Source organism: Microbacterium gawkjiense (assembly GCF_031932225.1).
In the GTDB taxonomy this organism is placed as follows: domain Bacteria; phylum Actinomycetota; class Actinomycetes; order Actinomycetales; family Microbacteriaceae; genus Microbacterium; species Microbacterium gawkjiense.
In genome coordinates, this window is record NZ_JAUZVV010000001.1 from 839,831 (window position 1) to 863,366 (window position 23,536).

The 23,536-nt window shown below is 72.2% G+C and carries 25 protein-coding genes; 5 read left to right on the forward strand and 20 right to left on the reverse strand.

Annotated elements, in window-relative coordinates; all coding sequences use genetic code 11:
- The first annotated feature begins 33 nt into the window (after positions 1–33).
- The gene (locus tag Q9S71_RS04030) at positions 34–1,104 is read left to right on the forward strand and encodes a Gfo/Idh/MocA family protein (RefSeq protein ID WP_311860669.1); all 1,071 of its coding nucleotides are present in this window, start codon (positions 34–36) and stop codon (positions 1,102–1,104) included.
- A gap of 3 nt (positions 1,105–1,107) precedes the next feature.
- Here the strand turns inward: Q9S71_RS04030 and Q9S71_RS04035 are convergent, their stop codons facing one another.
- The 8 genes from Q9S71_RS04035 to Q9S71_RS04070 all read right to left on the reverse strand — a co-directional run bounded on the left by Q9S71_RS04035 (position 1,108) and on the right by Q9S71_RS04070 (position 9,066).
- Positions 1,108–1,713 carry an alkylhydroperoxidase domain protein gene (locus tag Q9S71_RS04035; protein ID WP_311860671.1) on the reverse strand — a complete coding sequence of 202 codons (606 nt, stop codon included), beginning with the start codon at positions 1,711–1,713 and terminating at the stop codon, positions 1,108–1,110.
- Positions 1,710–2,330 carry a CMD domain protein gene (locus tag Q9S71_RS04040; protein WP_311860672.1) on the reverse strand — a complete coding sequence of 207 codons (621 nt, stop codon included), beginning with the start codon at positions 2,328–2,330 and terminating at the stop codon, positions 1,710–1,712. Before Q9S71_RS04040 ends, Q9S71_RS04035 begins: the two co-directional genes overlap by 4 nt.
- Entirely contained in the window at positions 2,327–3,388 is a 1,062-nt protein-coding gene (locus tag Q9S71_RS04045) for a putative FMN-dependent luciferase-like monooxygenase (protein ID WP_311860674.1), read from the reverse strand. The genes Q9S71_RS04040 and Q9S71_RS04045 overlap by 4 nt, the downstream gene beginning before the upstream one ends.
- Positions 3,385–5,016 (reverse strand): dipeptide ABC transporter ATP-binding protein, encoded by a 1,632-nt coding sequence (locus Q9S71_RS04050; RefSeq protein WP_311860676.1) that lies wholly within the window; start codon positions 5,014–5,016, stop codon positions 3,385–3,387. The genes Q9S71_RS04045 and Q9S71_RS04050 overlap by 4 nt, the downstream gene beginning before the upstream one ends.
- Positions 5,013–5,855, reverse strand: a complete 843-nt coding sequence (locus tag Q9S71_RS04055; RefSeq protein ID WP_311860678.1) for an ABC transporter permease — start codon at positions 5,853–5,855, stop codon at positions 5,013–5,015. Before Q9S71_RS04055 ends, Q9S71_RS04050 begins: the two co-directional genes overlap by 4 nt.
- Positions 5,852–6,859: an ABC transporter permease gene (locus Q9S71_RS04060; RefSeq protein WP_311861688.1), complete on the reverse strand. Its 1,008-nt coding sequence runs from the start codon at positions 6,857–6,859 to the stop codon at positions 5,852–5,854. The genes Q9S71_RS04055 and Q9S71_RS04060 overlap by 4 nt, the downstream gene beginning before the upstream one ends.
- Positions 6,860–6,932: 73 nt before the next feature.
- Entirely contained in the window at positions 6,933–8,588 is a 1,656-nt protein-coding gene (locus Q9S71_RS04065; protein ID WP_311860680.1) for a TIGR04028 family ABC transporter substrate-binding protein, read from the reverse strand.
- Positions 8,589–8,697: 109 nt separating this feature from the next.
- Positions 8,698–9,066 (reverse strand): VOC family protein, encoded by a 369-nt coding sequence (locus Q9S71_RS04070; protein ID WP_311860682.1) that lies wholly within the window; start codon positions 9,064–9,066, stop codon positions 8,698–8,700.
- A gap of 60 nt (positions 9,067–9,126) precedes the next feature.
- Here Q9S71_RS04070 and Q9S71_RS04075 point away from each other — a divergent pair, with 60 nt between their 5' ends.
- On the forward strand, positions 9,127–9,570 hold the full coding sequence (locus Q9S71_RS04075; protein WP_311860684.1) for a MarR family winged helix-turn-helix transcriptional regulator: 444 nt from the start codon (positions 9,127–9,129) through the stop codon (positions 9,568–9,570).
- 75 nt (positions 9,571–9,645) lie between these two features.
- Here the strand turns inward: Q9S71_RS04075 and recQ are convergent, their stop codons facing one another.
- Positions 9,646–11,703 carry a DNA helicase RecQ gene (gene recQ / locus Q9S71_RS04080; RefSeq protein ID WP_311860685.1) on the reverse strand — a complete coding sequence of 686 codons (2,058 nt, stop codon included), beginning with the start codon at positions 11,701–11,703 and terminating at the stop codon, positions 9,646–9,648.
- A 188-nt stretch (positions 11,704–11,891) separates the two neighbouring features.
- Here recQ and Q9S71_RS04085 point away from each other — a divergent pair, with 188 nt between their 5' ends.
- Together Q9S71_RS04085 and Q9S71_RS04090 are read left to right on the forward strand one after the other, a co-directional pair.
- Entirely contained in the window at positions 11,892–12,350 is a 459-nt protein-coding gene (locus tag Q9S71_RS04085) for a GNAT family N-acetyltransferase (RefSeq protein ID WP_311860686.1), read from the forward strand.
- A 103-nt stretch (positions 12,351–12,453) separates the two neighbouring features.
- The gene (locus Q9S71_RS04090) at positions 12,454–13,695 is read left to right on the forward strand and encodes an HNH endonuclease signature motif containing protein (RefSeq protein ID WP_311860688.1); all 1,242 of its coding nucleotides are present in this window, start codon (positions 12,454–12,456) and stop codon (positions 13,693–13,695) included.
- On the opposite strand, the gene Q9S71_RS04095 is transcribed toward Q9S71_RS04090, so the two are convergent.
- The 4 genes from Q9S71_RS04095 to Q9S71_RS04110 are packed head-to-tail and all read right to left on the reverse strand — an operon-like array spanning position 13,692 to position 14,973.
- Complete coding sequence (locus tag Q9S71_RS04095) at positions 13,692–13,964, reverse strand: hypothetical protein (protein WP_311860690.1); 273 nt, start codon at positions 13,962–13,964, stop codon at positions 13,692–13,694. The two genes, Q9S71_RS04090 and Q9S71_RS04095, sit on opposite strands and share 4 nt — an antisense overlap.
- Positions 13,961–14,158 (reverse strand): N-acetyltransferase, encoded by a 198-nt coding sequence (locus tag Q9S71_RS04100; protein WP_311860692.1) that lies wholly within the window; start codon positions 14,156–14,158, stop codon positions 13,961–13,963. The genes Q9S71_RS04095 and Q9S71_RS04100 overlap by 4 nt, the downstream gene beginning before the upstream one ends.
- Before the next feature lie 3 nt (positions 14,159–14,161).
- Positions 14,162–14,434: a hypothetical protein gene (locus Q9S71_RS04105; RefSeq protein WP_311860695.1), complete on the reverse strand. Its 273-nt coding sequence runs from the start codon at positions 14,432–14,434 to the stop codon at positions 14,162–14,164.
- On the reverse strand, positions 14,431–14,973 hold the full coding sequence (locus Q9S71_RS04110; protein WP_311860696.1) for a DUF1697 domain-containing protein: 543 nt from the start codon (positions 14,971–14,973) through the stop codon (positions 14,431–14,433). The genes Q9S71_RS04105 and Q9S71_RS04110 overlap by 4 nt, the downstream gene beginning before the upstream one ends.
- 56 nt (positions 14,974–15,029) lie before the next feature.
- Between Q9S71_RS04110 and Q9S71_RS04115 the strand changes: the two genes are divergently transcribed.
- Complete coding sequence (locus Q9S71_RS04115; RefSeq protein ID WP_311860697.1) at positions 15,030–15,572, forward strand: pyridoxine/pyridoxamine 5'-phosphate oxidase; 543 nt, start codon at positions 15,030–15,032, stop codon at positions 15,570–15,572.
- On the opposite strand, the gene Q9S71_RS04120 is transcribed toward Q9S71_RS04115, so the two are convergent.
- The 7 genes from Q9S71_RS04120 to Q9S71_RS04150 form a co-directional block, all read right to left on the reverse strand.
- Complete coding sequence (locus tag Q9S71_RS04120) at positions 15,569–18,067, reverse strand: DEAD/DEAH box helicase (protein ID WP_311860698.1); 2,499 nt, start codon at positions 18,065–18,067, stop codon at positions 15,569–15,571. The two genes, Q9S71_RS04115 and Q9S71_RS04120, sit on opposite strands and share 4 nt — an antisense overlap.
- 121 nt (positions 18,068–18,188) lie before the next feature.
- Positions 18,189–19,370, reverse strand: a complete 1,182-nt coding sequence (locus tag Q9S71_RS04125) for a glycoside hydrolase family 3 N-terminal domain-containing protein (protein ID WP_311860699.1) — start codon at positions 19,368–19,370, stop codon at positions 18,189–18,191.
- Between the two features lie 186 nt (positions 19,371–19,556).
- Positions 19,557–21,014: a sodium/solute symporter gene (locus Q9S71_RS04130; protein ID WP_311860700.1), complete on the reverse strand. Its 1,458-nt coding sequence runs from the start codon at positions 21,012–21,014 to the stop codon at positions 19,557–19,559.
- Entirely contained in the window at positions 21,011–21,376 is a 366-nt protein-coding gene (locus Q9S71_RS04135) for a heavy metal transporter (protein WP_311860701.1), read from the reverse strand. Before Q9S71_RS04135 ends, Q9S71_RS04130 begins: the two co-directional genes overlap by 4 nt.
- Entirely contained in the window at positions 21,373–22,092 is a 720-nt protein-coding gene (locus Q9S71_RS04140; RefSeq protein WP_311860702.1) for a LytR/AlgR family response regulator transcription factor, read from the reverse strand. The genes Q9S71_RS04135 and Q9S71_RS04140 overlap by 4 nt, the downstream gene beginning before the upstream one ends.
- Positions 22,089–23,276 (reverse strand): sensor histidine kinase, encoded by a 1,188-nt coding sequence (locus tag Q9S71_RS04145; RefSeq protein ID WP_217529950.1) that lies wholly within the window; start codon positions 23,274–23,276, stop codon positions 22,089–22,091. The genes Q9S71_RS04140 and Q9S71_RS04145 overlap by 4 nt, the downstream gene beginning before the upstream one ends.
- Positions 23,277–23,299: 23 nt before the next feature.
- Positions 23,300–23,536 carry a YbdD/YjiX family protein gene (locus Q9S71_RS04150; protein ID WP_311860704.1) on the reverse strand — a complete coding sequence of 79 codons (237 nt, stop codon included), beginning with the start codon at positions 23,534–23,536 and terminating at the stop codon, positions 23,300–23,302.

Sequence of the window (23,536 nt, forward strand, 5' to 3'; positions counted from 1 at the left end):
GACCGCATCGGGACGCCGCGACGAAGGGGTCTCATGACGCAGCCGGCACGATTCGCGATCATCGGCACGGGCTGGCGGGCGGAGTTCTTCCTGCGCCTCGCCGCGGCGGCACCGGACCGCCTGCAGGTGACGGGGGTGCTCGCCCGGTCGGACGCGTCGGCGGCGCGCATCGCCCCCTGGGGCGTGCCGGTGCACCGGTCGATGGACGACCTGCTTGCAGCGCGGCCCGACGTCGTGATCGCGTCGGTGTCGTGGGACGCCATGCCCGGCGTCATCACGGAGCTCGTCGACCGCGGGGTGCGCGTGCTCGCCGAGACGCCGCCCGCACCCGATGCCGACGGCTTGCGGAGGCTGTGGCACGACGTCGGCGCAAGCGGCCTCGTGCAGGTGGCCGAGCAGTACATGCTCATGCCGGGCCACGCCGCCCGGCATGAGGTCGTGCGCTCGGGCGCCCTCGGCACGATCGGCGGCGTGCAGGTATCGTCGACCCACCTGTATCACGCGACCTCGATGATCCGGACGTTCCTGGATGCCGGGATGGCCGAGGCCACGGTGTCGGCACGGACCTTCACCGCACCGCTCGTCGACCCGCTCTCGCCCGCAGGCTGGTCGGACGACGTCTCGCCGCAGCCGCGGACGACGACCATCGCGACACTCGACTTCGGCGACGGCCGCATGGGCCTCTACGACTTCGTCGACAACCAGTGGTGGAACCCGATCCTGTCGCGACGGATCGTCCTCCGCGGCTCGCACGGCGAACTCGAGGGCGACACCGTGCGGCGGTTCGAGGGTTCCGAGGTGGTCGTCTCGCCGATCACCTACCGCCGCACGGGCGTCGACCTGAACCTCGAGGGGAACGACGTCGTGTCGGCCTTCTTCGAGGGACGGATCGTCTACCGCAACCCGTGGGCCGGCACGCGGCTGTCGGAGGACGACATCGCCGTCGCGTCGCTGCTCGAGACCACCGGACGGTGGGCCCGGGGCGACGGCCCCGAGCCCTATCCGCTCGCCGAGGCGTGCCAGGACCACCTGCTCGGTCTCGCGATCGGCGAATCCGCGCGGACGGGCGCCGACGTCCGGGTCGCGCGCCAGCCCTGGGCCTGACGGTCAGCGGGCCGCGGGCACCTCGGGTTCGCCGAGCGACAGCATGAGGCGGTTGGCCCAGTTGAAGAACGCGGCTCCCCCGATGACGTCGACGATCGACGCGTCGTCGAGCCCGGCATCCCGCAGCCGGTCGACGTCGTCGGGACCGAAACCCAGCGGTGTCGCGGTGAGCGAGACGGATGCCGCGACGACGGCGTTCCAGCGCTCGTCACCGAGGTCGGCGTCGGTGCCCTCGTCGAGCAGCCGCTGGACGTCGTCGCGCCGGCCGGACTCCCGCGTGGCGGCGGCCGAGTGCACGGAGGCGCAGAACACGCAGCCGTTCACCCGACTGGCCGCGGTCGCCGCGAGTTCCCGCTCGGCGCGGCCGATGCCGCCGTCGACGTTGAAGAAGATGTCGAGGTCGGTGAGCGTCCGCGCCTCAAGGGCGTCGGGGTCGCGGGCCAGCAGCCGGAAGTAGGGCATCTTCGTGCGGGCCGGCTCGACGAGGGCCTCGCGCTGACGCTCGGTGAGCTCCGCCTCGGGGACGGGCGCGAGCCAGGGCACCCATCCGAGACCCAGCTGCGTGAAGCGGTCGGGGCGGGCGAGGTCGGGGTACTCGGCGACGGTCATCGCGCGGCTCCTTCGAGGGTGTGGGCGGTGGTGTGAGCGGATGCGGACGCGCCGAGCACGCGCAGGCCCCACGCCAGCCGCAGCTGGAATGCGAGGAAGGCGACGAGCTGCGACAGGCTCACGATCGCGTCGGCGGACCACCCGGCATCCGTCAGCGCGCGCAGCGCCTGCGGCGACGCCTCGCGCGGACGGAACACCAGCAGGTGCGTGTGAGCGAGGGCCGCGGGGAGCCGGTCCCCGACGGCAGCGGATGCCGGGTGCCAGGCGACGGCCGGGGTGCTCTCGCCGGCGAGTCCGGGCTCGCGGTAGGCGCCGACGGGTCCGCGCTGCGCGGCGTCGGCGGCGAGGTCCGCGATGGCGTCGGCGAGGGCGGCATCCTCCTCGCGGAGCAGATCGTCGTAGAACGCCGTCGCCGCGTCGAACCGGTGGATCCGCGCGGTGAAGGCGGCGATCGCGTAACGCTCGGCGAGGGGGAAATCCCCCGGCTGCGCGGGCTCGAGGAGCGCCTCGAAACTGCGCTGCGCGTTCGCGCGCGCCTGCGGTCGCAGCGCGCGGGTCTCGGCGAGCGGACTGCCGGGCGTGATGCCGGCGAGCAGGTCGATGATGTCGGCGGTCATGCGTACTCCTTCCGGGCCGCGGCCCGATGGTGGTCTCGGAGGTCGTCGGCGGCGTCGGGGCCCGTCGCCCAGCCGAGCCGAGGGGCCACCTGCGTGCCCAGAAGCTCGATGGAACGGAGGGTGAGCTCGTGGGTCGCGGCGACCGAGTGGACCTGGAAGGTGACGTCGGTCGCCTGCGCGATGATCGGGTCGGCGGCGAGCGAGGCGACGACCTCGTCGACGGTGCCGATGTGGGTGTCGGAGAGCCGGATCAGCTCGGCGAGCGGCAGGTCGGCCGCGTACGCACCGATCAACTGCGCGGCGACGGCGCGCAGCCCGCGCTCAGCCAGCGCGAAGGCCTCGTCGCGCCGGTCGGGGTCGACGACGAACGCGGTGCGCGAGGCGAGGATGCGGGGCGCCGCCCCCTCGGGCAGCGCGTCGAGGTAGGCGTCGACGATGGGCTGCTGGATGTCGCCGATGGTCGCGTCGGGCGCCTCGGGCGTCCGCGGCTGCGTGCGCGAGAGCAGGAGGCCGTCGCCCGCGGCACCCGCCCGAGCACCCCCGGCGGGCGAGAACGTCGCCTGCCAGATACGGTCGGCGAGATCGCCGGCGGGCGGGTAGGCGACCGACTCCGTGCCGCGGACGCCGTCACCGCGCAGCGTCGAGCGGAACACGTCGAGGTGTTCCGCGTGCAGGGCGGCGCGGTCGGCGGCATCCTTCCCGAAAGCGGCGAACGAGCCGGGCGTCCCCCCGGAGGCGACGCCGAGCTGCAGGCGACCGCCGCTCAGGGCGTCGAGCACGGCGGCGTCCTCGGCCGCGCGGACCGGGTCCTCGATGGGGAGGGTCAGGACGGCGGTGCCGAGGCCGACGCGACTCGTGCGCTCGGCGGCCGCGGCGAGGAAGACGAGCGGCGAGGGCAGCCCGCCCTCGTGCGCGCCGAAGTGGTGCTGGGCGACCCAGGCCGAGGCGAAACCGGACCGCTCGGCGTGCTGGATCTGCTCCAGCCCGAACCGGTACCGGTCGGCGGCGGGGGCGTCCTCGAGCAGGCGGCTGAAGAAGCCCAGTCGGGGCGTCGTCATGTGGTGTCCTTCCGGAGGGCGGAGCCGGGGACGGCGTCGAGCAGCCCCCGGGTGTACTCGTGCTGCGGCGAGCCGAAGACGTCGTCGACGGTGCCGTGCTCGACCTGGACGCCGCGGCGGAGGACCGAGACGGTGTCGGAAATCTGCCGGACGACGGCGAGGTCGTGCGAGATGAAGACGTAGGTGAGACCGAGCTCCTCCTGCAGGCTCGCGAGGAGACGGAGGATCTGCGCCTGCACCGTCACGTCGAGGGCCGAGACCGCCTCGTCGAGGACGACCAGCCGCGGCTCGAGGATGAGTGCTCGCGCGATCGCGACGCGCTGGCGCTGACCGCCTGACAGTTCCCGGGGCCGGCGGGCGGCGATCTCGGGCGCGAGGGCGACCTGTGCGAGGGCGTGCGCGGCGCGGCTGCGGTGCTCGGCGGCCGAGCCCAGGCCGAAGTTCCGCAGCGGCTCCTCGAGGATCGTGCCGATGCGCTGGCGCGGATCGAGCGACGCGTACGGGTTCTGGTACACGAGCTGCGCGGTGCGGCGGTACCCCCGGCGGTGCCGCCCGGGGCGGAGCGCGGTCACCTCGACGCCGTCGACGGTGATCGTGCCGCGCTGGGGCGCACCGAACCCGGCGAGCGCGCGGCCGATCGTGGTCTTGCCCGACCCCGACTCCCCGACGATCGCGTGGGTGGTCCCCGGCGCGACCGTGAACGAGACGTCGTCGACGGCGACGAGCGGCGGCTGCCCGGCGCCGCGGCCGAACTCCTGCCGCAGTCCCGAGACGGTCACGAGCGGCGCGGCGGAGACGGATGCCGGGGCCCGGCGCTCGACGACGTGTCCGAGCGACGGGGCGTCGGCCAGCAGGCGACGCGTGTAGTCGGACTCCGGCGCCGCGAGGACGGAGCGTGCGGGCCCGGATTCCTGCACGGCGCCGTCCTTCATGACCACGATCGTGTCGGCGCGGTCCGCCGCGACGGCGAGGTCGTGTGTGATGAAGAGCACGCCGGTGCCGGTGTCGGCGCGCAGCCGGTCGAGCAGATCGAGGACCGTGCGCTGGACGGTGACGTCGAGCGCGCTCGTCGGCTCGTCAGCGATGATCAGTTCGGGATCGAGGGCGAGCGCCGCGGCGATGAGCACCCGCTGGCGCATGCCGCCGGAGAGCTCGTGCGGGTACTGGCGGTACCGCGTCGCGGGGTCGTCGATCTCGACGCGCTCGAGCAGGTCGATGACGCGCGCGCGGATCTCCGCGGCATCCCGCCAGCCGTGAATGCGCAGCACCTCGCCGATGCTCGCGCCGATCGTGGCGACGGGGTTGAGCGAGTTGCCCGGGTCCTGCGGGACGAGCGCGACGCGCGTGCCGCGGAGGGCGCGCCAGCGGCGGTCGGAGAGGCCGACGAGCTCGGTGTCGTCCTGAGCGCCGTGGAGCGTGATCGTCCCGCCGTCGATGCGTCCGTTGCCGGCGAGCAGCCCGATCGCCGCCTGCGCGACGGTCGACTTGCCCGAGCCGGACTCGCCGACGAGCGCGGTGACCTGTCCGCGGGCGACGTCGAGCGAGACGCCGCGGACGGCGTCGACGTCGCCGCGTTCGGTGCGGTAGCGGACGACGAGGTCGCGGATGCCGAGCAGTGCACCGGTCATGGGCGTTCCCCTCCCCGGAGGGCCTGACTGAGACGGTTGGTGGCGAGGACGACGGCCACGACGACGAGGCCCGGCAGCACGGTGAGCCACCACGCGGTGGCGACGTAGTTGCGCCCCTCGGAGATGAGCAGCCCCCATTCCGGGGTGGGCGGGGGCGCCCCGTAGCCGAGGAACCCGAGGGTCGAGATCTGCAGGATCGCCGACCCCAACTGCAGGGCGGCAAGCGCGAGGACGGGCGTGAGCGAGTTCGGCAGGATGTGGCGCCAGAGGACGGATGCCGCGGTTCCCCCCGACCCGTACGCCGCCTCGACGAAGTCCGCCACCCGCACACTGACGACCTGCGCGCGCGCCAGCCGGGCGAAGACGGCGACGGAGGTGACCCCGACCGCGAGCGCCGCGTTGGTGGTGCCGAACCCCAGGAGGATGACGACGCTGAGCGACAGCAGGAGCGCGGGGATCGCGAGCAGCACGTCGACGATCCGCATGAGCACCTCGTCCACGGCGCCGCCCGCCGCGCCCGCCGTGACCCCGATCGCCGTCCCGGCGACGAGTCCGACGAGGACGGCGGCGAGGGCGCCCGTGACCGAGTGCGAGGCGCCGTGGATGACACGGGCGAAGACGTCACGGCCCGTGGCATCCGTCCCGAACCAGTGGGCGGGGCTCGGGCCCAGCAACGCCGCCGCCACCGTCTCGGTCGGGCTCGCGGCGGTGAACAGTCCCGGGACGAGCGCCCACGCGACCGCGATCAGGAGGACGAGGGCGGGGACCACGGTGCCGGGGCGGAGCACGCGGCGCGGGACCGCCGTGCGGGTGCCGGGCCGGGCGAGCGTGAGGGTCATCGCGCGATCCCTTCGGTGAGCGGGGTGGGCGTCGGGACGGCCCCGGCGACGCGGCTGCGTGAGACGGCGAGCGGGCGTCCGCCGCGGCGCAGACGCGGATCGAGCAGGGGGTATAGGAGGTCGACGACGAGGTTGATGACGACGAAGGCGACGGACGAGATGACGACGATCGCGAGCAGGACGGGGGTGTCGCGGTTCGCGACCGCCTGCGCCGTGAGCTGACCGATACCCGGGCGGCCGAAGACCGCCTCGGTGACGACGGCGCCGCCGACGAGCTCGCCGAAGAGGACGCCCGCCATCGTGAGGGCGGGGAGGAGGGCGTTGCGCACCACGTTGCGCCACAGCAGCCACGACGTGCTCGCGCCGCGCGAGCGCACGACCGCGACGAACGGCTGCTCGGACACCTCGTCGATGCTGCGGGTCAGCACCTGCGCGAGCGGCGCCGCGATGGGTACGGCGAGGGTGAGCACCGGCAGGATGAGCGCCTCGACCGGGTCGGCACCGATGAGCGGCACCCAGCCGAGCTGGAAGGAGAAGACCTGGATGAGGATGATGCCGATCCAGAAGACGGGCATCGAGACGAACAGCGGCGGCAGCTGGCGGAAGACCGCGCGCAGCGGCCGGAACGCGCCGTAGGTGGCGGTGAACGCGATGACGACCGCGAGGAACACGGCGACCGCGAGTCCCAGCACGGCGAGGGTGAGGGTGGACGGCAGCGCGACGGCGACGAGGTCGGCGACGGCCGCGCCGCTCTGGACCGAGTAGCCGAGGTCGCCGCGCAGGAAGGAAGCGACGGTGTCGGCGTACCGCTCGAACAGGGGCCGGTCGGCGCCGTAGGCGGCCCGGATCTCGTCGAGCTGCGCGGGTGTGAGGCCGAGCTCGGGGCTGCCGTACCGCGCGAGCACGCCGTCGCCCGGGAGGGCCGCGAGCAGCAAATACGCGGCGGTGAACGCGAGCAGCAGGACCAGGAGGGCGCCGCCGGCGCGTCGCAGGGCGAAGAGCATGGTCACCTCTCGAGTCGGAACGGGGTGGATGCGGGGAGGGGTCGCCTCCCCGCATCCGGGTCGGTCGTACTTCTTACTGGGCGAGCCAGGTGTTGTAGAACGACGGGCGGCCGATCGACTCGGTCGCGAAGCCGTGGACGGCGTCGACGTAGCCGTAGACCTGCGGTTCCTCGAAGAAGGGCAGGATGTAGGCCTGCGCGGCGAGGCGCTGCTGGGCCGCGGCGGATGCCTCCTGGCGGCCCTCCTCGGTGGGGCTCGAGGCGATCGCCAGCAGCAGCGCGTCGATCTCCTCATCGGCGACCGACCCGTCGGGGTACCCGTTCAGCAGCGCGTTGCGGTTGCCGGAGTAGTACTGCGACTTCAGGACGTCGTAATCGGCGCGGCCGACCATGGAGTGGTACACCTGCAGCTCGCCGGGGACGCCGCGCGCGGCATCCTGCGCCGCCTGGTCACCGGGAAGCAGGGTGATCTCGACGCCGATGTCCTTCAGCTGGTCCTGGATGAGGGTGATCACCTCGCGGGAGCGCGGCTGCGGCAGCGCCTCGTTGACCGTGAGGGAGAGGCGGGTGCCGTCCTTCTCGCGGATCCCGTCGGAACCGGGCACCCAGCCCGCGTCGTCGAGGAGCTTCGTCGCCTGGTCGGGGTCGTACACGTAGAACTCCGACGTGTCGGTGTACCCGCGCGCCGTGGTCGCGAGGGCGCCGGTGGCGAGGGGGTAGCTGTCGCTGAAGAGGGTGTCGACGATCGCCTGACGATCGATGCCGGCGATGAGCGCCTGGCGAACGGCGAGCTCGGAGGTGATCGGATCGCGCAGGCGGAAGCTCAGCCCGTTGTTGACGCCGTTCGTCGCCGAGGCGAGCAGGTGCAGGCCGTCGGCGGAGAACTGCGCCTCGTCGGGCGCTTCGATGCCGCGGGCGATGTGCGCCTGACGCGAGACGACGGTGCCGACCCGCACGCTGTCCTCGGCGGCCACGACGTAGTCGATGCCGTCGAGGTAGGCGCGTCCCTGGTGCTCGAGAGAGGGGGGTGCCCAGTCGTAGTCATCGCGCGCCGTAAGGCTGATCTTGGTGCCGATCTCCTCGGACGCGACGACGAAGGGGCCGCTCCCGATGATCTCGGTCGCGTTGCCCGGGCCGAACTCCTCGCTCGTGCGGTCGAGCGTCTCGTCGGAGAGGAGGCCCGCGTTGATCGCCGAGGTCGCCTGCGCGAAACCGGGTGCGGGGGCGCTGAAGTGGAAGCGCACCGTGTGCTCGTCGAGGACCTCGCTGCTCTCGTAGTTGGTCACCTGCTCCGAGACGGTGAACTTCCGGTCGGGGTCGCCGAGGCCGAGCAGGTCGAAGTTCTTCGCGACGTTCTCGGCATCGAGCGGCGTGCCGTCGGAGTAGGTGACGTCATCGCGGAGCGTGAACGTGTACTCGGTGGCATCCGCGTTCACCTCGGGCAGCTCGGCGGCGATCCACGGCTCGAGCTCGAGGGTTTCGGGGTCCTGGTAGAGCAGGCGGTCGGTGATGTTGTTGATGACACCGCCGTTCGGGTAGAAACCGCCCGACCCCGGGTACAGCGTGTTCCAGGTCTGCGGTTCGAGGTAGGTCAGGGTGCCACCGGTCTGCGGTTCGCCCGCGGCGGCGTTGGAGCTGGGGGTGGTGCCGGCGCCGGCGCAGCCGGCGAGCGCCGCGACGAGCGCGGCGCCGACTGCGGCGGCGAGGGTGGCGCGGAGGGGACGGGTCATGAGGACTCCAGGACGGATGAGGACGGGTGCAGACCTCATCCGAGCACGCCCGCTCCACGGCCGCACGCCGCGTGGTCACGGGAGGTAAGAGTGTTACGTCACATGGGGATCACGCCTTGTCGTGGAGGGTGATCCGGTAGCCGTCCGGGTCGGCGAAGGTGAACGTGCGGCCGAACGGGCCGTCGATCGGCGCGGCGACGATCGTGTGGCCGTCGGCGACCAGGGTGTCGTGGATCGCCTGCACGTCGGTGGCTCGCATCCAGATGGCAGCTCCGACTCCGGGATGGTCGATCGCCGCAAGGTCGGTTCCGGGCACGAGGTCGCGGAGGGCGAAGGCGATCGGGGCGGTGTCGAACACCACTGCGTGCGGGGGTCCGGCGGGTGAGCGCACGAGTCCGAGGTACTGCTCGTAGAACCGCTGCGAGCCGTCGAGGTCGGTGACCTGCAGGGAGACGAAATCGGGTCCGATGGTGGGCATGAGGCATCCTTTCTTTGTGTCAGTTTTCTGACACCGACCACTGTATGTCAGACTTCTGACATGGTCCAGTCGGAAGAGATCGACCTCCCCACATCGCTCGGCTATCTGCTCAAGGAGGCCTCGAGCGCGCTGCGGATCGCAATGGAGGACGTGCTCCGGCCGCTCGGGATGACCGTCACGTCGTACTCCTGCCTGGAGCTGCTGGCGCAGCGACCCGGTCTCTCGAACTCCGAGCTCGCACGGGGAGCCTTCGTCACGCGGCAGAGCATGAACGTGCTGCTGCAGTCCCTCGAGCGCGAAGGCTGGGTGACCCGCGCGACGACCGCGTCCGAGGGGCGGGCGCTGCCGGTGACGTTGACGGATGCCGGGCGGCGGCAGCGCGCGCAGGCGAGTGCCGCGGTCAAGACGGTCGAGGACCGGATGCTCGCCGAGCTGTCCGCGCCGGAGCGTCGCCAGGCGTTCGAGCTGCTGACCCGGATGACGCGCGCCCTCCGCGACGGCTGATCAGGCGTTCGCGGCTCAGGCGTTCGCGGCTCAGGCGTTCGCGGCTCAGGCGTTCGCGGCTCAGGCGTTCGCGGCTCAGGCGTTCGCGGCGATGACGGCGACGACGGCCTCGCCGTAGGCCTCGCGCTTCTTGGCGCCGATGCCGGTGATGCCGTCGAGGTCGCCGACCGAGCGCGGGCGGTGCTCGGCGAGGGCGCGGAGCGTCGCGTCGCCGAACACGATGTACGCGGGGACGCCCTGCTCGCGGGCCTGCTCGGCCCGCCATGCCCGGAGCGCCTCGAACAGGTCGCGGTCGCCCTCGGGCAACGAGTCGGCCGTCGACGACTTCTTCGCGCGGGTCGCTCCCCCACCGGTGCGGCCGAGGACGTCGCGCCGCAGCGGCACCGGCTCCTCACCGCGCAGCACGGCGGCCCCGGTCTCGCCGACCGTCAGCACCCCGTACTCACCCTGCGCGACGAGGATGCCGCGGGCCAGCAGCTGGCGGACGACGGAGCGCCAGTCCTGCTCGGACAGATCGTTCCCGATCCCGTACGTCGAGAGCTTGTCGTGGCCCTGCTGGCGGATGCGCTCGGTCGAGGCGCCGCGGAGGATGTCGATGAGGTGCCCGGCGCCAAACGCCTGGTTGCGCTCCCGCTGCAGGCGGACGATCGTCGACAGGAGCTTCTGCGCCGCGATGAGGCCGTCCCACGTATCGGGCTGGGTGAGGCAGGTGTCGCAGTTGCCACAGGCATCCGAGGACTGGCCGAAGTAGTTCAGCAGGTTCTGGCGCCGACATGAGACGGTCTCGCAGAGGGCGAGCATCGCGTCGAGGTGCTGCCCCATCCGCATCTTGTAGGTGCGGTCGCCGGGCGACTGGTCGATGAGGCGCCGCTGCTGCACGACGTCGCCGAGCCCGTACGCCATCCACGCGACCGCGGGTTCGCCGTCGCGGCCGGCGCGACCGGTCTCCTGGTAGTAGCCCTCGACGGACTTGGGCAGGTCGATGTGGGCGACGAAACGGACGTCGGGCTTGTCGATGCCCATGCCGAACGCGATCGTGGCGACCATGACGACACCGTCTTCACGGAGGAACCTCGACTGGTGCCGGGCGCGGATCGAGGCATCCAATCCCGCGTGGTACGGCAGCGCGTCGACGCCCTGCGTGCGCAGGTACTCGGCCGTCTGCTCCACCGACTTGCGGCTGAGCGCGTAGACGATGCCGGCGGCGCCCTCGGGCTGCGAGCGCACGAACTGCACGAGCTGGCGACGCATGTCGACCTTGGGCTCGATGCGGTACTGGATGTTCGGGCGGTCGAAGCTCGCGACGAAATGCCGTGCGCCCTGCAGGTGCAGGCGCTCGGTGAGCTCGGTGTGCGTCGCGCGGGTCGCCGTCGCGGTGAGCGCCATGCGCGGAACGCCGGGGAACCGCTCGGCCAGGTCGCCGAGCGCGAGGTAGTCGGGGCGGAAGTCGTGGCCCCACTGCGACACGCAGTGGGCCTCGTCGATCGCGATGACGCTGAGCTGCGCGCGCTGCAGGAGCGCGGTCGTCGCGGGGACCGACAGCCGCTCGGGTGCGACGTAGATGAGGTCGAGTTCGCCGTCGAGGAGCGCCTGCTCGACACCCGCGCGCTCGGCCGGGGTCTGCGTCGAGTTCAGGAACGCCGCGCGCACACCGTTGGCGATGAGCGCGTCGACCTGGTCGTGCATGAGCGCGATCAGCGGGCTGACGACGAGTCCCGTGCCGGGGCGGACGAGCGCGGGCACCTGGTACGTGATCGACTTGCCGCCGCCGGTCGGCATGAGGACGACCGCGTCGCCGCCCGCGATGACGTGCGAGACGATGTCGCCCTGGTCGCCGCGGAACGCCGTGTAGCCGAAGACCTCGGTGAGGACCTTGACCGGATCGTCGCCGACGTGGTCACGCCGCTCGAGACGCAGGACGGATGCCGGGGGTGCGGCGGGGCGTGCGGGCTGGGTTCGCGCGGGCTGGGGGCGTGCCGGTTCGGCGCGCGTCGCGCGGGCGACGGACGCGGCGTAGTCGTCGAACCGCGGGTCGGGCGGAGGCGGCGAGTCGAAGTCGTCCGGTGGCGGAACGTCGTCGGGATCCCACACGAGATCGGCGTAGGGGTCGTTCTGCCATCCGCCGTCACTCACCCGGTCAACCCTAGCCGCGGCATCCGACACGGTCTGCGGATGTGGACGGCGCCCGCGCCCTTGCGAGGATGGGGAGACCGACTCGCGAGACTGCACCCGGGCGACGAGGATGCGGCGCCGAACGCAGTCTCGACTCGCTCGTGCAGTCTCGACGCGGGGGCGCGCCGCGGGAACGGGGAGGAGCGGGGATGGAACTGAGCAGGTGCATGACGGCGGATGCCGGTGAGGTCGAGGCGTTCCTGCGCGAGGTCGACCTGACGGTGACCGGGCTGGACGAGCCGTCGGTGCGGCTGTGGGTCGAGCGGGACGAGTCGGGTCGGATCGTCGGTAGCACGGGCTACGAGCTGAGCCGCGACGGACACCACGCGCTGATCCGGAGCGTGGCGGTGGTGTCTTCTTCACGGGCGCGCGGTCGCGGGACCGATCTGGCGAGATTCGCACTCGATCGCGCCGCGGAAGAAGGTGCGACGACCGCGTGGCTGTTCAGCCGCCGATCGGGCGGGTTCTGGCAGTCGCTCGGGTTCGCCGGCGCGGATCTGTCGGAGCTCGCGCGGGTCCTGGCGGAAACGCACCAGGTGCGGAGGTTCATCGCGACGGGGCAGATTACGCGCGAAGTGGCGTGGATGCGGGGGCTCGGCGGGGTGTGAATGAGGCGCCCGGGTGGGGCGCCGAGAGCGGGCGGCGTGCCCGAGGCTGCGGCGGGATGACGGTGCCGGAGGGGATGTCGGAACCCCGTCCTAGTCTGGGACTATGTCCAGTTCGCCCGCTCCTCGCGACGAGGTCCCGGAGGGGATCCCGACCGCGCTGGACTGGGTGGTGATGTGTGCCGACATGGCGACGGTGCATGCGGCGCAGCGGTATGCGTGCATCGTCGAGTTGTGGGATGACGCGATCGCCGATGCGCGGCGGCGGGAGGAACCGGTCGCGTTCGTGGAACGATCGGTGCGGCTCGAGGTCGCAGCCGCATTGCGGATCACTGAGCACGCCGCGGGACGGTTGATGGGTGTCGGGCATGCGCTGCTGCGTCGGTACCCGCAGGTGTGGGAGGCGATGAGCCGCGCGGACATCACCGAAACGCACGCGACGATCATCGTCGACGAGCTCGACCAGGTCGAGACCGTGACCACCGGACTCGTCCACGAGGTGCTGAGCCTCGCGGAGGAGTTGCCGACTGGGCCGTTCCGGCGCGCGATGAAACGGATCGTCGACCGCGAGCAGGAAGCCAGCCTCGCCGAGCAGCACGCCGCCGCGGTCGCGCACCGGCACGTACGGGTGGATGCGGGGGTGGATGGGATGGCGTGGCTGACCGCGCACCTGCCCGCGGTGGAAGCGCACGCGATCGCCGGGCGTCTCACCGCGATCGCGAAGACTCTCGATTCCGCCGACGATGAGCGCACCCTGGATCAGAAACGCGCCGATGTGTTCGGGGATCTGCTCCTCGACGGCGAAACCGACGCGCTGCCCGAGACCGCGCGCGGGATCCGTCCGACTGTGGCGGTCACCGTCCCCGCCCTCACGCTCCTCACCGGCGACGGCCCGGCCGCGCAGGTCGACGGTGTCGGCCCGATCCCCCTCGACCGCGCCCGGGAGCTGTGCGGGGCAGCATCCGGGTGGATGCGGGTGCTCACCCACCCCGAGACGGGAGTCGTCCTTTCTGTCGGACGCGAGCAGTACCGGCCCCCGGCCGACCTTCGACGGCTGGTCGCCTGGCGGGCCGCCCGGTGTATGGCACCCGGCTGCGGGATCCCCGCCGACCGGTGCGACCTCGACCACACCGTCGACTGGCATCACGGCGGGACCACCGCCGCCGACAACCTCGCACCGCTGTGCCGCGGGCATCACACCCTCAAACACCACTCCGACTGGCAGGTCAGAGCGAAACCCGGCGGCGCACTCGAATGGACCTCACCCGCAGGCCGGGTCTACCTCGTGAGGCCCGAACGCCGCATCCCGCAATTCACCGTCGACCCACCCGGACCACCACCGTTCTAACGCTGCGTCAGGTCGTTCAGGCGTGCGACGAATTCCGTGACGGCGTCCCGGCCGATCACGCCGGTCAGCGGCTCGTTGAACCAGCGTTGCCAGATCCGATCGACATCGTCCACCGTCGCCCTCCCGCGCCTCGTCAGGACCCCCGCGAACGCCGAGGCCTCCGGGGCGTACTCGTCGACCGGGCAGCCGTCCTTCCCGCCGGGCTCGAGACCGTACGGATCCACCTCGTTCAGAACCGCCATCACGGCAGCGGTAAGCGGATGCCTCACCGCACCATCCGCGCCTCGACGATGCCCGGCGTGCCGGGATCCGTCTGCTCCGCGCCGTCGAAGGCGAAACCGTTGCGGCGGTAGAAGGCGATCGCGCGGGGATTCTCCTTCGCGACCCACAGGCCCGCCGGACCCGCGGGGATGACGGCGTCGAACAGTCCCTGCCCGATCCCGCTGCCGTGCTGCGCCGCCACGACTTAGAGCATGTAGAGCTGCGGCATCCCCTCATCGGAGATCCCCGACATCGCGAAACCGATCAGCTCACCGTCCGACTCGGCCACCCGCACGACATGCTCCGGTCGCGGCTCGGCGAGAATCCGGGTCCACATCCGCCGACGCCGCTCCAGGACCTCGTCGGTGAAGAAGTCCTCCGGCAGCAGATGCGCGTACGTCTCCCGCCACGTCGCGACGTGCAGCGCGGCGATCGCCTCGGCATCCGCCGCGACCGGCTCGCGGATCACGGCGCTCACGCGCCGCACCACTTCTCGGCGAGCGTCCCGATGACGTTCGCGTTGCGGTTCGTCGCGACCCCCAGCAACGACGCGGCGCCCAGCGGATCGACCGCACCGTCCTGGTACCCGGGCTGCAGCAGCGCGTGCGCCGCGCGCCCCCGCACCACCATCCCACCGCGCTCGTCCGCACGACCCTCGATCTCCGCGATCTGCGCTGCCGAGAGCTCGTCCTTCAGCAGGTAGACGTAATGGCGCGCGAGCCCGGGGTTCGCATCATCCAGCTCACGCGTCTGCCGTGCGACCTCGCGGAATTCCGCGGTCGAGAACACGATCGTCGGCACCTCGAACCCGCGATTCGCGGCGAAGGCCGCCTCCAATGTCCGCTCGATCCGCTGGCGCGACCGCATCCGCGACTCGAAACGGACGTTGCCCGTGTTGATGTGGGTCGCGACCTCCTCGAACCCGACACTCTCGACGACGCGCCGGATGTCTTCCTTCGGGAACACCCGCTTCGCCCCCAGGTTGATCGCACGCAGGAATGCCAGGTAGGTCGCCACGGGGTCAGTCTGCCCGCCCGCACCGACATCGTGACACCTCGGAGCAGGATGGGAGCATGAACGAGCTCACCCGGTGGCTCCGAGCCCAGCCGTCCCTCACCGGATCTCCGCCGCCGCTCGACCCCTCCGACCTCCCGGCCGACCCCATCACCCTCTTCGAGACGTGGATCCGCCACGCCGCCGACGCCGGTGTCGCCGAACCGCGCGCGACGACCCTCGCCACAGCGGATGCCGGTGGTCGCCCCGACGCGCGCACCCTCATCCTCAAAGGGGTCGATGCGGACGGCTGGCAGTTCGCCGGTCCGCGCTCGTCGGCCAAAGGCGCGCAGCTCGCCGAGAACCCCGCCGCCGCGCTGAGCTTCTGGTGGCAGCCCGTCACGCGCGCCGTGCGCGTCCGCGGCGCCGTGCGCGAGGCCGCACCCGACGAGAGCGCGGCCGACATCGCCGGCAGTCCGGCCGGTGCGCTCCTCGCGCCCGGCGACTGGGTGCTCTGGCGCCTCGTCCCCGAGCGCATCGAGTTCTGGCAGGGCTCCCCCGACCGACGTCACACCCGCATCGTCTTCACACGCGACGGCGAGGATTGGACCCGCGAGCTCTAAAGCCGCACGACCTCGGTCACCCGCACGACCGCAGCGCCCTCTTCGACGGATGCCTCGAGGTCGACCTCCGCGCGGATCCGCCAATCGTGGTCGCCCGCCGGGTCGTCGATGATCTGCTCCACCCGCCACACCCCGTCGGACGCCGACGACTCGTCGATGACGCACAACGCGGGGCTGCGGGCCGCCCCGCCGGTGAGGATCTCGTCGTGATCGTCGAAGTACCGGTCGAGGACGTCGGGCCAGGCGGCATCCGGATCCAACTCGACCAGCGCATCGTCGTCCTGCAGCGCGGCCAACTGCACCCGGCGGAACATCTCGTTGCGCACCAGCACGACGAACGCTCGACGGTTTGTCAGCACCGACGGGGGCGCGGGCGGCACGACGGGAGCCTCGGGGTCGTCCGCCGGGTTCACGAGCGCGTTCCACTCGTCAACGAGGCTCGAATCGACCTGCCGCACCAGCTCGCCGAGCCACTCGATGAGATCGAGCAGGTCGTCGGTGCGGGCCTCGGCCGGCACCGTCTGCCGGATCGCGCGGTACGCGTCGGACAGGTACCGCAGCACCAGCCCCTCGCTGCGCCCCAATTGGTAGAACGAGACGAACTCACCGAACGACATCGCCCGCTCGAACATGTCGCGCACGACCGACTTCGGCGAGAGCTCGAAATCGCGCACCCACGGCTGACTCGACGCGAACGTCTCGTACGCCTGCGCCAGCAGCTCGGCCAGCGGCTTCGGCCACGTCACCGCCTCGAGCAGCTCCATGCGCTCGTCGTACTCGATGCCGTCGCGCTTCATCGCCGCGACCGCCTCGCCGCGCGCCTTGTACTCCTGCTGCGACAGGATCGCGCGCGGATCGTCGAGCGTCGCCTCGATGACGCTCACCACGTCGAGCGCGTAATGCCCCGTCCCTGTCTCGCCGTCCTCCGGCGACAGCAGGTCGATCGCGGCAAGGGCGAACGGCGACAGCGGCTGGTTGAGCGCAAAGTTCGGCTGCAGATCGACGGTGAGACGGATGCCGTCGCTATCCGCCACGACGATGTCCGCCGCCACGAGAGTCCGGAACAACGCAATCGCCCGGCGGGCCAGCTCGTACTTCCGCGCGCGCGGTTCGTGGTTGTCGAAGACGAGCGACCGCACGTTCGCGAACACGTCGCCGCCGCGGCCGATCACGTTGATGAGCATCGCCGAGGTCAGCTTCAACTGCGGCGACAGCGGCTCTGGTTCGGCCGCCACCAACCGCTCGAACGACCCCTCGCCCCAGTTGACGACCCCCGTCGGCGCCTTCTTGCGCACGATCTTCTTGCGCTTCGCCGCATCGTCGCCCGCCTTCGCGAGCGCGACGGCGTTCTCGATCTCCCACTCGGGCGCCATCACCACGACACTGCCGTGGGTGTCGAAGCCCGCACGCCCCGCACGCCCGGCGATCTGGTGGAACTCCCGCGCCGACAGCTGCCGCATCTTCGTGCCGTCGTACTTCGACAGCGCCGTGATCATCACCGTCCGAATCGGCACGTTGATGCCGACGCCGAGCGTGTCGGTGCCGCAGATGACGCGGAGCAGCCCGCGCTGCGCGAGCGTCTCGACGAGCCGCCGGTAGCGCGGCAGCATCCCGGCGTGATGCACCCCGATGCCCGCGCGGACGAGCCGCGACAGCGTTTTGCCGAACCCGGTCGTGAAGCGGAAGCCGCCGATCGTCTCGGCGATCGCGTCACGCTGCTCGCGCGTCGTGATCTTCACGCTCGACAGCGCCTGCGCGCGCTCGAGGGCGGCGGCCTGCGAGAAGTGCACGATGTAGACCGGGGCCTCGCCGTTCTCGAGCAGCCCCTCGAGCACCTCGTGCACGGGGCGGCGCGCGTACGAGAAGTCGAGCGGCACCGGGCGCTCCGCGCCGGCGATGTGCGCGACCGGTCGACCCGTGCGCCGCTCGAGGTCGGCCGAGATCGCCGACACGTCGCCGAGCGTCGCCGACATCAGCAGGAACTGCGCCTTCGGCAGGAGCAGCAGCGGCACCTGCCACGCCCAGCCGCGGTCAGGATCGCCGTAGTAGTGGAATTCGTCCATCACGACCTGGTCGATCTCTGCCTCGGGACCGAGCCGCAGCGCGCTGTTCGCCAGGATCTCGGCCGTGCAACAGATGATCGGCGCGTCGGGGTTCACCGACGAGTCGCCCGTGACCATGCCCACGGCATCCGGTCCGAAGATGTCGACGAGGGCGAAGAACTTCTCGCTGACGAGGGCTTTGATGGGAGCCGTGTAGTACGTGCGGCCGCCGCGGGCGAGGGATGCCGCGTGTGCCGCGACCGCGACGAGCGACTTGCCCGTGCCGGTCGGCGTCGCGAGGATCACGTGCGACCCGGACGCGAGTTCGAGGACCGCCTCGTCCTGTGCGGGGTAGAGCTCGATGCCGCGCTCGATCGTCCATTCGAGGAAACCCTCGTACACCGCGTCGGGGGTCGACCCGACGGGGATGCGGTCCCGGAGCGTCGAGGTCATCCCTCGAGTCTGCCTCACGGGCGGCGGGACGGTGTGCCCGGTGCAGGTCGGATCGACTCCGCCGGCCGCCGATCGGCCACGACGAGGTGTTTCGCCCTGCATCCGGCACGCGACGCGCGGGTCAGGGCATGTCGGCCTTCGCGGCGAGCACCCGCGCGGCCGCGGCATCCACCTGCGCCGCGAACTGCGGGTCGCTCTGCGCCTTCGCCAGCACGGCGTCGTACATGGCGGGGAAGACCGACGGTTTCGCCGACACGAGCACCACGTCGACGCCCGCCGAGATCGCATCGACGGCGCGCTCGGCCGGTGACCACGCCGACACCGCCACGGCGGCGGACAGGTCGTCCGAGAACAGCACGCCGTCGAACCCGATCTCGTCGCGCAGGACGCTCACCACCGTGGGCGAGAAGACCGCCGGCCTCGATCCGTCGATGCGGCCGTAGATCGCCGACGAGACCATGACGGCGCTCGGCCCCGCCTCGGTCAGCGGCCGGTACACGGCGACGTCGGGACCGTCCGGGCTCACCGTCGTGTCGACGACATCCGCCGCGGTGTCGGTGTTCGCCGCGACGTGGCCGAGGCCCGGGAAGTGCTTGAAGGTGGGCAGGATGCCGGCATCCCGCATCCCCTCGGCGAACGCACCCGCCTTCGCCGCCACCGTTTCGGCGTCGTACCCGTACTGCCGGCCGTACCCGCCGATGGGCGGGTTGTCGAAGCGGGTCGCCTTGCTCGTGACGATGTCGGCGACGGGGGCGAGATCGAGGTTGATGCCCGCGGCGGCGAGCTCGCGGCCCCATTCCTCGGCGGATGCGCGCAGCTGCGCGTCGCTGAGGTCGGCCTGACGGATGCCGTAGGGCATCGCGTCGAACCCGGGACCCTGCAGCACCTGCACCTCGCCGCCCTCCTGATCCGTCGCGACCCACAGCGGCGCGCCGTCGGGGTGGCCGAGCGCGGTGAACCTCGCGACGACGTCCGCGGTGGCGGCGATCCCGGCGCGCGACCGGCCGCTGAGGAAGATCCCGCCCGCATGGCGGTCGGCGACGGCGGCGAGGGTCGCCGGCGATGCCGTCGTCGCGTTCGTGCCGACCATGAAGAGCTGACCGACGCGCTGTTCGAGCGTGAGGGCGGCGACCGGGTCGGGGGACGGGTTTGCGGGCGGGGTCGGCGTGGGGCTCGCGGACGGGGACGGCGTGGCGGCCGCGGACGGGGACGACGGAGACGGCGACGAGGACGCGGCGCACCCGCTGAGCAGAGACACGACCACGGCCGCACCGAGGACGGACCACCTCCGAGACCGACGCATGCGCACATTCTGCTCTCCCACAACCGGGACGTGGCCGGTCGGAGCGATCGTTCCGGCGGATCTGCGGGGCCGGGGGCCGACGCGGACACGGAAACCGCGGCGAGCCGTTCTCCGGAGAAAATGGGGCATCCAGCGCGTCGGCAGCCCTGACCCCGCAGAATCTCCGGAGAACGGCCAGCGGCCCGCTCAGCCGCGGCCGGGGGTGTGCAGCCGGGCGAGGTAGGCGCCCGCCCGCACGGGCGCGCCGGCGCGGTCGGTGAGCGACACGACGATCGTGACGGCCGTCGCGAGCGGGATGGTCCAGGCCGCCGGTTGCGCGAGCAGCGGCGCCGCGAGCCCGATCCCGCCGACGGCGGCGTGCACGGCGAACGCGACGGCGCACGCGACGCCGCCGGTCACCATGCCCGCCACGGCGCCGCGCGCCGTCAACCGTGACCACCAGATCGACAGCAGCAACACGGGAGACAGAGCGGATGCCGCGAACACGAACACGACTCCGACCGAAGCGACCAGCCCCGCCGGCGCCGTGAGCAGGGCGATCGCGAGCGGCACGACGGCGACGACGACGGCCGACAGGCGGAACGAGCGGACCGAGCCCGAGAACACGTCCTGGCTGATGACCCCCGCGAGCGAGACCGTGAGCCCGGCCGAGGTCGCGAGGAACGCGGCGAACGCGCCGGCGACCACGAGCGCCGTCAGCAGCTCCCCTACGACGCCGGGGAACACCCGCGCGGGCAGCAGGAGCGCGACCGTGTCGGCCACTCCGGGCTGCGCGAGCTCGGGCGCCACCACCCGCGCGAGAAGCCCGATGACGCTCGAGACGGCGTAGAAGACGCTGACCATGACGATGACGAGCACGGTCGTCCGCCGCGCCGACCCACCCGTCGGGCTCGTGTAGAACCGCACCAGCACGTGCGGCAGGCCCATCGTGCCGAGCAGGAGCGCGAGCAGCAGCGACCCGGCGGCATACGCGTCGATGCCCGCGGGTCCCGCCTCGGCGGGAAAGACCACGAGGGGGTCGATCTCGCGCGCCCCGCCGTTCACGGCGAAGACGATGAGCACGGCCGGCACGAGCAGCGCGGTCAGCTTCAGCCAGTACTGGAACGCCTGCACGTAGGTGATCGCCCGCATCCCCCCGGCCGCCGCCGCGGCGGCGACGAGCACCGCGACGAGTACGGCGCCGACCCACGGCGGGATGTCGGCGACGACCTGCAGCGTGATCCCCGCCCCGTGCAGCTGCGGCACGATGTACAGCCACCCGATGAGCAGGCAGGCGGCGCTCGTCACCCGCCGCGCGAGGCGCGAGTCCAGCCGCGCCTCGATGAAGTCGGGGATCGTGTACGCGCCGCTCCGCCGCAGCGGGGCCGCCACGAACAGCAGCACCAGCAGGTACCCCGCCGCGTACCCGATCGGGAACCAGAATCCCTCCGCCCCGCTCAGCAGCACGAGGCCCGAGAGCCCGAGGAACGTCCCCGCCGAGAGGTACTCGCCGCTGATCGCCGACGCGTTCCACACGGGCCGGACGGTGCGGGATGCCACGAAGAAGTCGCTCGTCGTGCGCGAGACCCGCAGCCCGTAGGCCCCGATCAGGACGGTCGCGCCCACGACGGCCGCGACGGCGAGCAGGTCGAGCACCGCGTTCATGCGCCCTCGTCGCGGAGCGCGCGCCAGCGGCGCTCGTTGCGGTTCGCCCCGCGCAGGTAGAGGACCGCGAACCCCGCGATCACGGGGTAGAACCCGAAGGCGTGCAGCAGCCACGACAGCGGCACCCCCAGCACGACGATCTCGTCGAGTTCGGGGATGAGGGTGATGGCCAGCAGCAGCGCGACGGTCACCGTCACGAACCCGAGCAGCGTCCCGAGCGCGAGCCGCAGCTGCGAGCGCCGCAGGGCGCGTGCGTACGCCGCCTCGGCGTCGTCGACGGGCGCGCCCGGCAGCGCGATGCCGCGCGTGGGAACTCCGGGCCGCCCCGACCCTGCGGTGACGCGCACCCGCTCGCGGGTCACGACCCCGCCCGCCCGACGAGCGCCTCGCGGACGGCGGGCAGCAGCCGCCGGCTCACCGGCAGCGCGGTCCCGTCGACCCAGACCGTCGGTTCGGCACCCGCGAGCCGGACCTCGGTGACGGATGCCGCCCGCACGAGGAACGAGCGATGGATGCGGACGAAACCGGCATCCGCCCACCTCGTCTCGAGCTCGGAGATCGGGATGCGGACGAGGTGCCCGGAGGCGGCGTCGGTGTGGAGGCGCGTGTAGTCGCCCTCGGCCCGCACCCAGCGGACGTCGCGGCGGTGCACGAACCGCACCGCCGAGCCGACGGTCACGGGCAGCACCTCGTCGCTCTCGGCGGGGCGATCGCTCTCGGTGATGCGGTCGACGGCGCGATGCAGCCGCTCGACCCGGACGGGCTTGAGCAGATAGTCGAGCGCCTGCAGTTCGAACGCGTCGACGGCGTGCGCGTCGTCGGCGGTGACGAACACGACCGCCGGCGGGGACGCGAGCCCGCGGAGGGCCGTCGCGAGCTCGAGTCCCGACAGCCCCGGCATGTGGATGTCGAGGAACGCGGCGGCGACCGGCCGCTCGGTGAGCAGTCGCAGCGCCTCGGCGCCCGACGACGCCGTCAGCACCTCGCCGATCCGGTCGTCGGCGCGCAGCAGGAAGGCCAGTTCGTCGAGCGCCGGCTTCTCGTCGTCGGCGACGAGGACGTCGATTACGGCGCTCATGCCTCTTCCCGGGTGAGGTGGTGCGGCTGCGACTTCGGGATCCGCATGCGCACGAGGGTACCCGCGCCCGGCGCCGTCTCGACGACGAGTCCGCCCTCGGCGCCGTACAGCTGGCGCAGCCGCGTGTCGACGTTGCGCAGGCCGACGTTGCGACCGTCGGCGGCGCTCGTGAGCAGCGCGTGCAGCTCGTCGGGATCCATGCCCGCACCGTCGTCCTCGACGGTGATCTCGGTGTGGGTCGCGGCGTCCTCCGACGCGATCAGGATCGTGCCGCCGCCCTCCCCCGGCTCGAGCCCGTGCCGGACGGCGTTCTCGACGAGCGGCTGCACCGACAGGAACGGGATGACGGTGGCGAGCGTCTCGGGCGAGATCCGCAGCGTCACCGACAGCCGTCCGCCGAAGCGCGCGTGCTCGAGTTCGAGGTAGGAGTGGATGCTGCGCAGCTCCTCGGCGAGCGTCGTGAACTCCCCCTGGCGCCGGAACGAGTACCGCGTGAAGTCGGCGAACTCGAGCACCAGTTCGCGGGCGCGCGGCGGGTCGGTGGAGATGAACGAGGCGATCGCGGTCAGCGCGTTGTAGATGAAGTGCGGCGAGATCTGGGCGCGGAGCGAGCGTAGCTCGGCCTCGGCGAGCGCCGCCCGCGAGGCGTCGAGCTCACCGAGCGTGGCCTGCGCCGCGCACCAGTCCGCCACCTCCCCCGCCGCGCGCACGAGCGCCGCCCGGACGGGCGCGGCGAACGCGACGAGCACGCCCGAGACCCGCCCGTCCACGCGGATCGGCGCGCCGACCGCCTCGAGCCCGTCGCCGCCGTCGGCGCGGGGGAAGATGCGGCGCTTGCCCGTCTCGGTCACCTGCGCCGCGATGCGGCGGGCCGCGGCATCCAATCCCTCGGTCTGACCGTCGCGCGCGACGATCACGTCGCCGACGACGAGCACGACGGCGCGGCTGCCGAGCACCGCCCGCAGGTGCTTCGCCGCGCGGGCGACGTCGGGGGTGTCGAGCCCGCCGCGCAGGTAGGGCGCGGCGAGGCTCGCCTGGTGCAGCGCGCGGTAGGTGGCCTCCTCCGCCTCGCTGCCGAGCCCGCCCGCGCCGCGCGCGTAGCGTCGCGCGAGCAGCAGTACGGCCGACAGCACGATGCCGCCGACCACGCCGAGCAGGGCGGCGAGGACGACGGCATCGGTCATGCGACGAGCCTAGATCGCGGGCGTCAGCAGCAGCGGGCGCCCGGGTTGCGGTCCTGGTCGTCCATCTTCTGACGCCAGAACTGCCGCTCGGTCATCGGTTCCTCCCCGGGGTGCACGCGCCGGTGGTGCGCGACGTAGGTCGCGTAGGCCGTGTCGCCCATGAGGGTGGTCATGTACCAGCGGATGCCGCGGCCCGCCCGCACGATCAGGTCGAGCATCGCTCGCATCGGCGAGACCGCGGCATCCGTCCGAGTACTCAT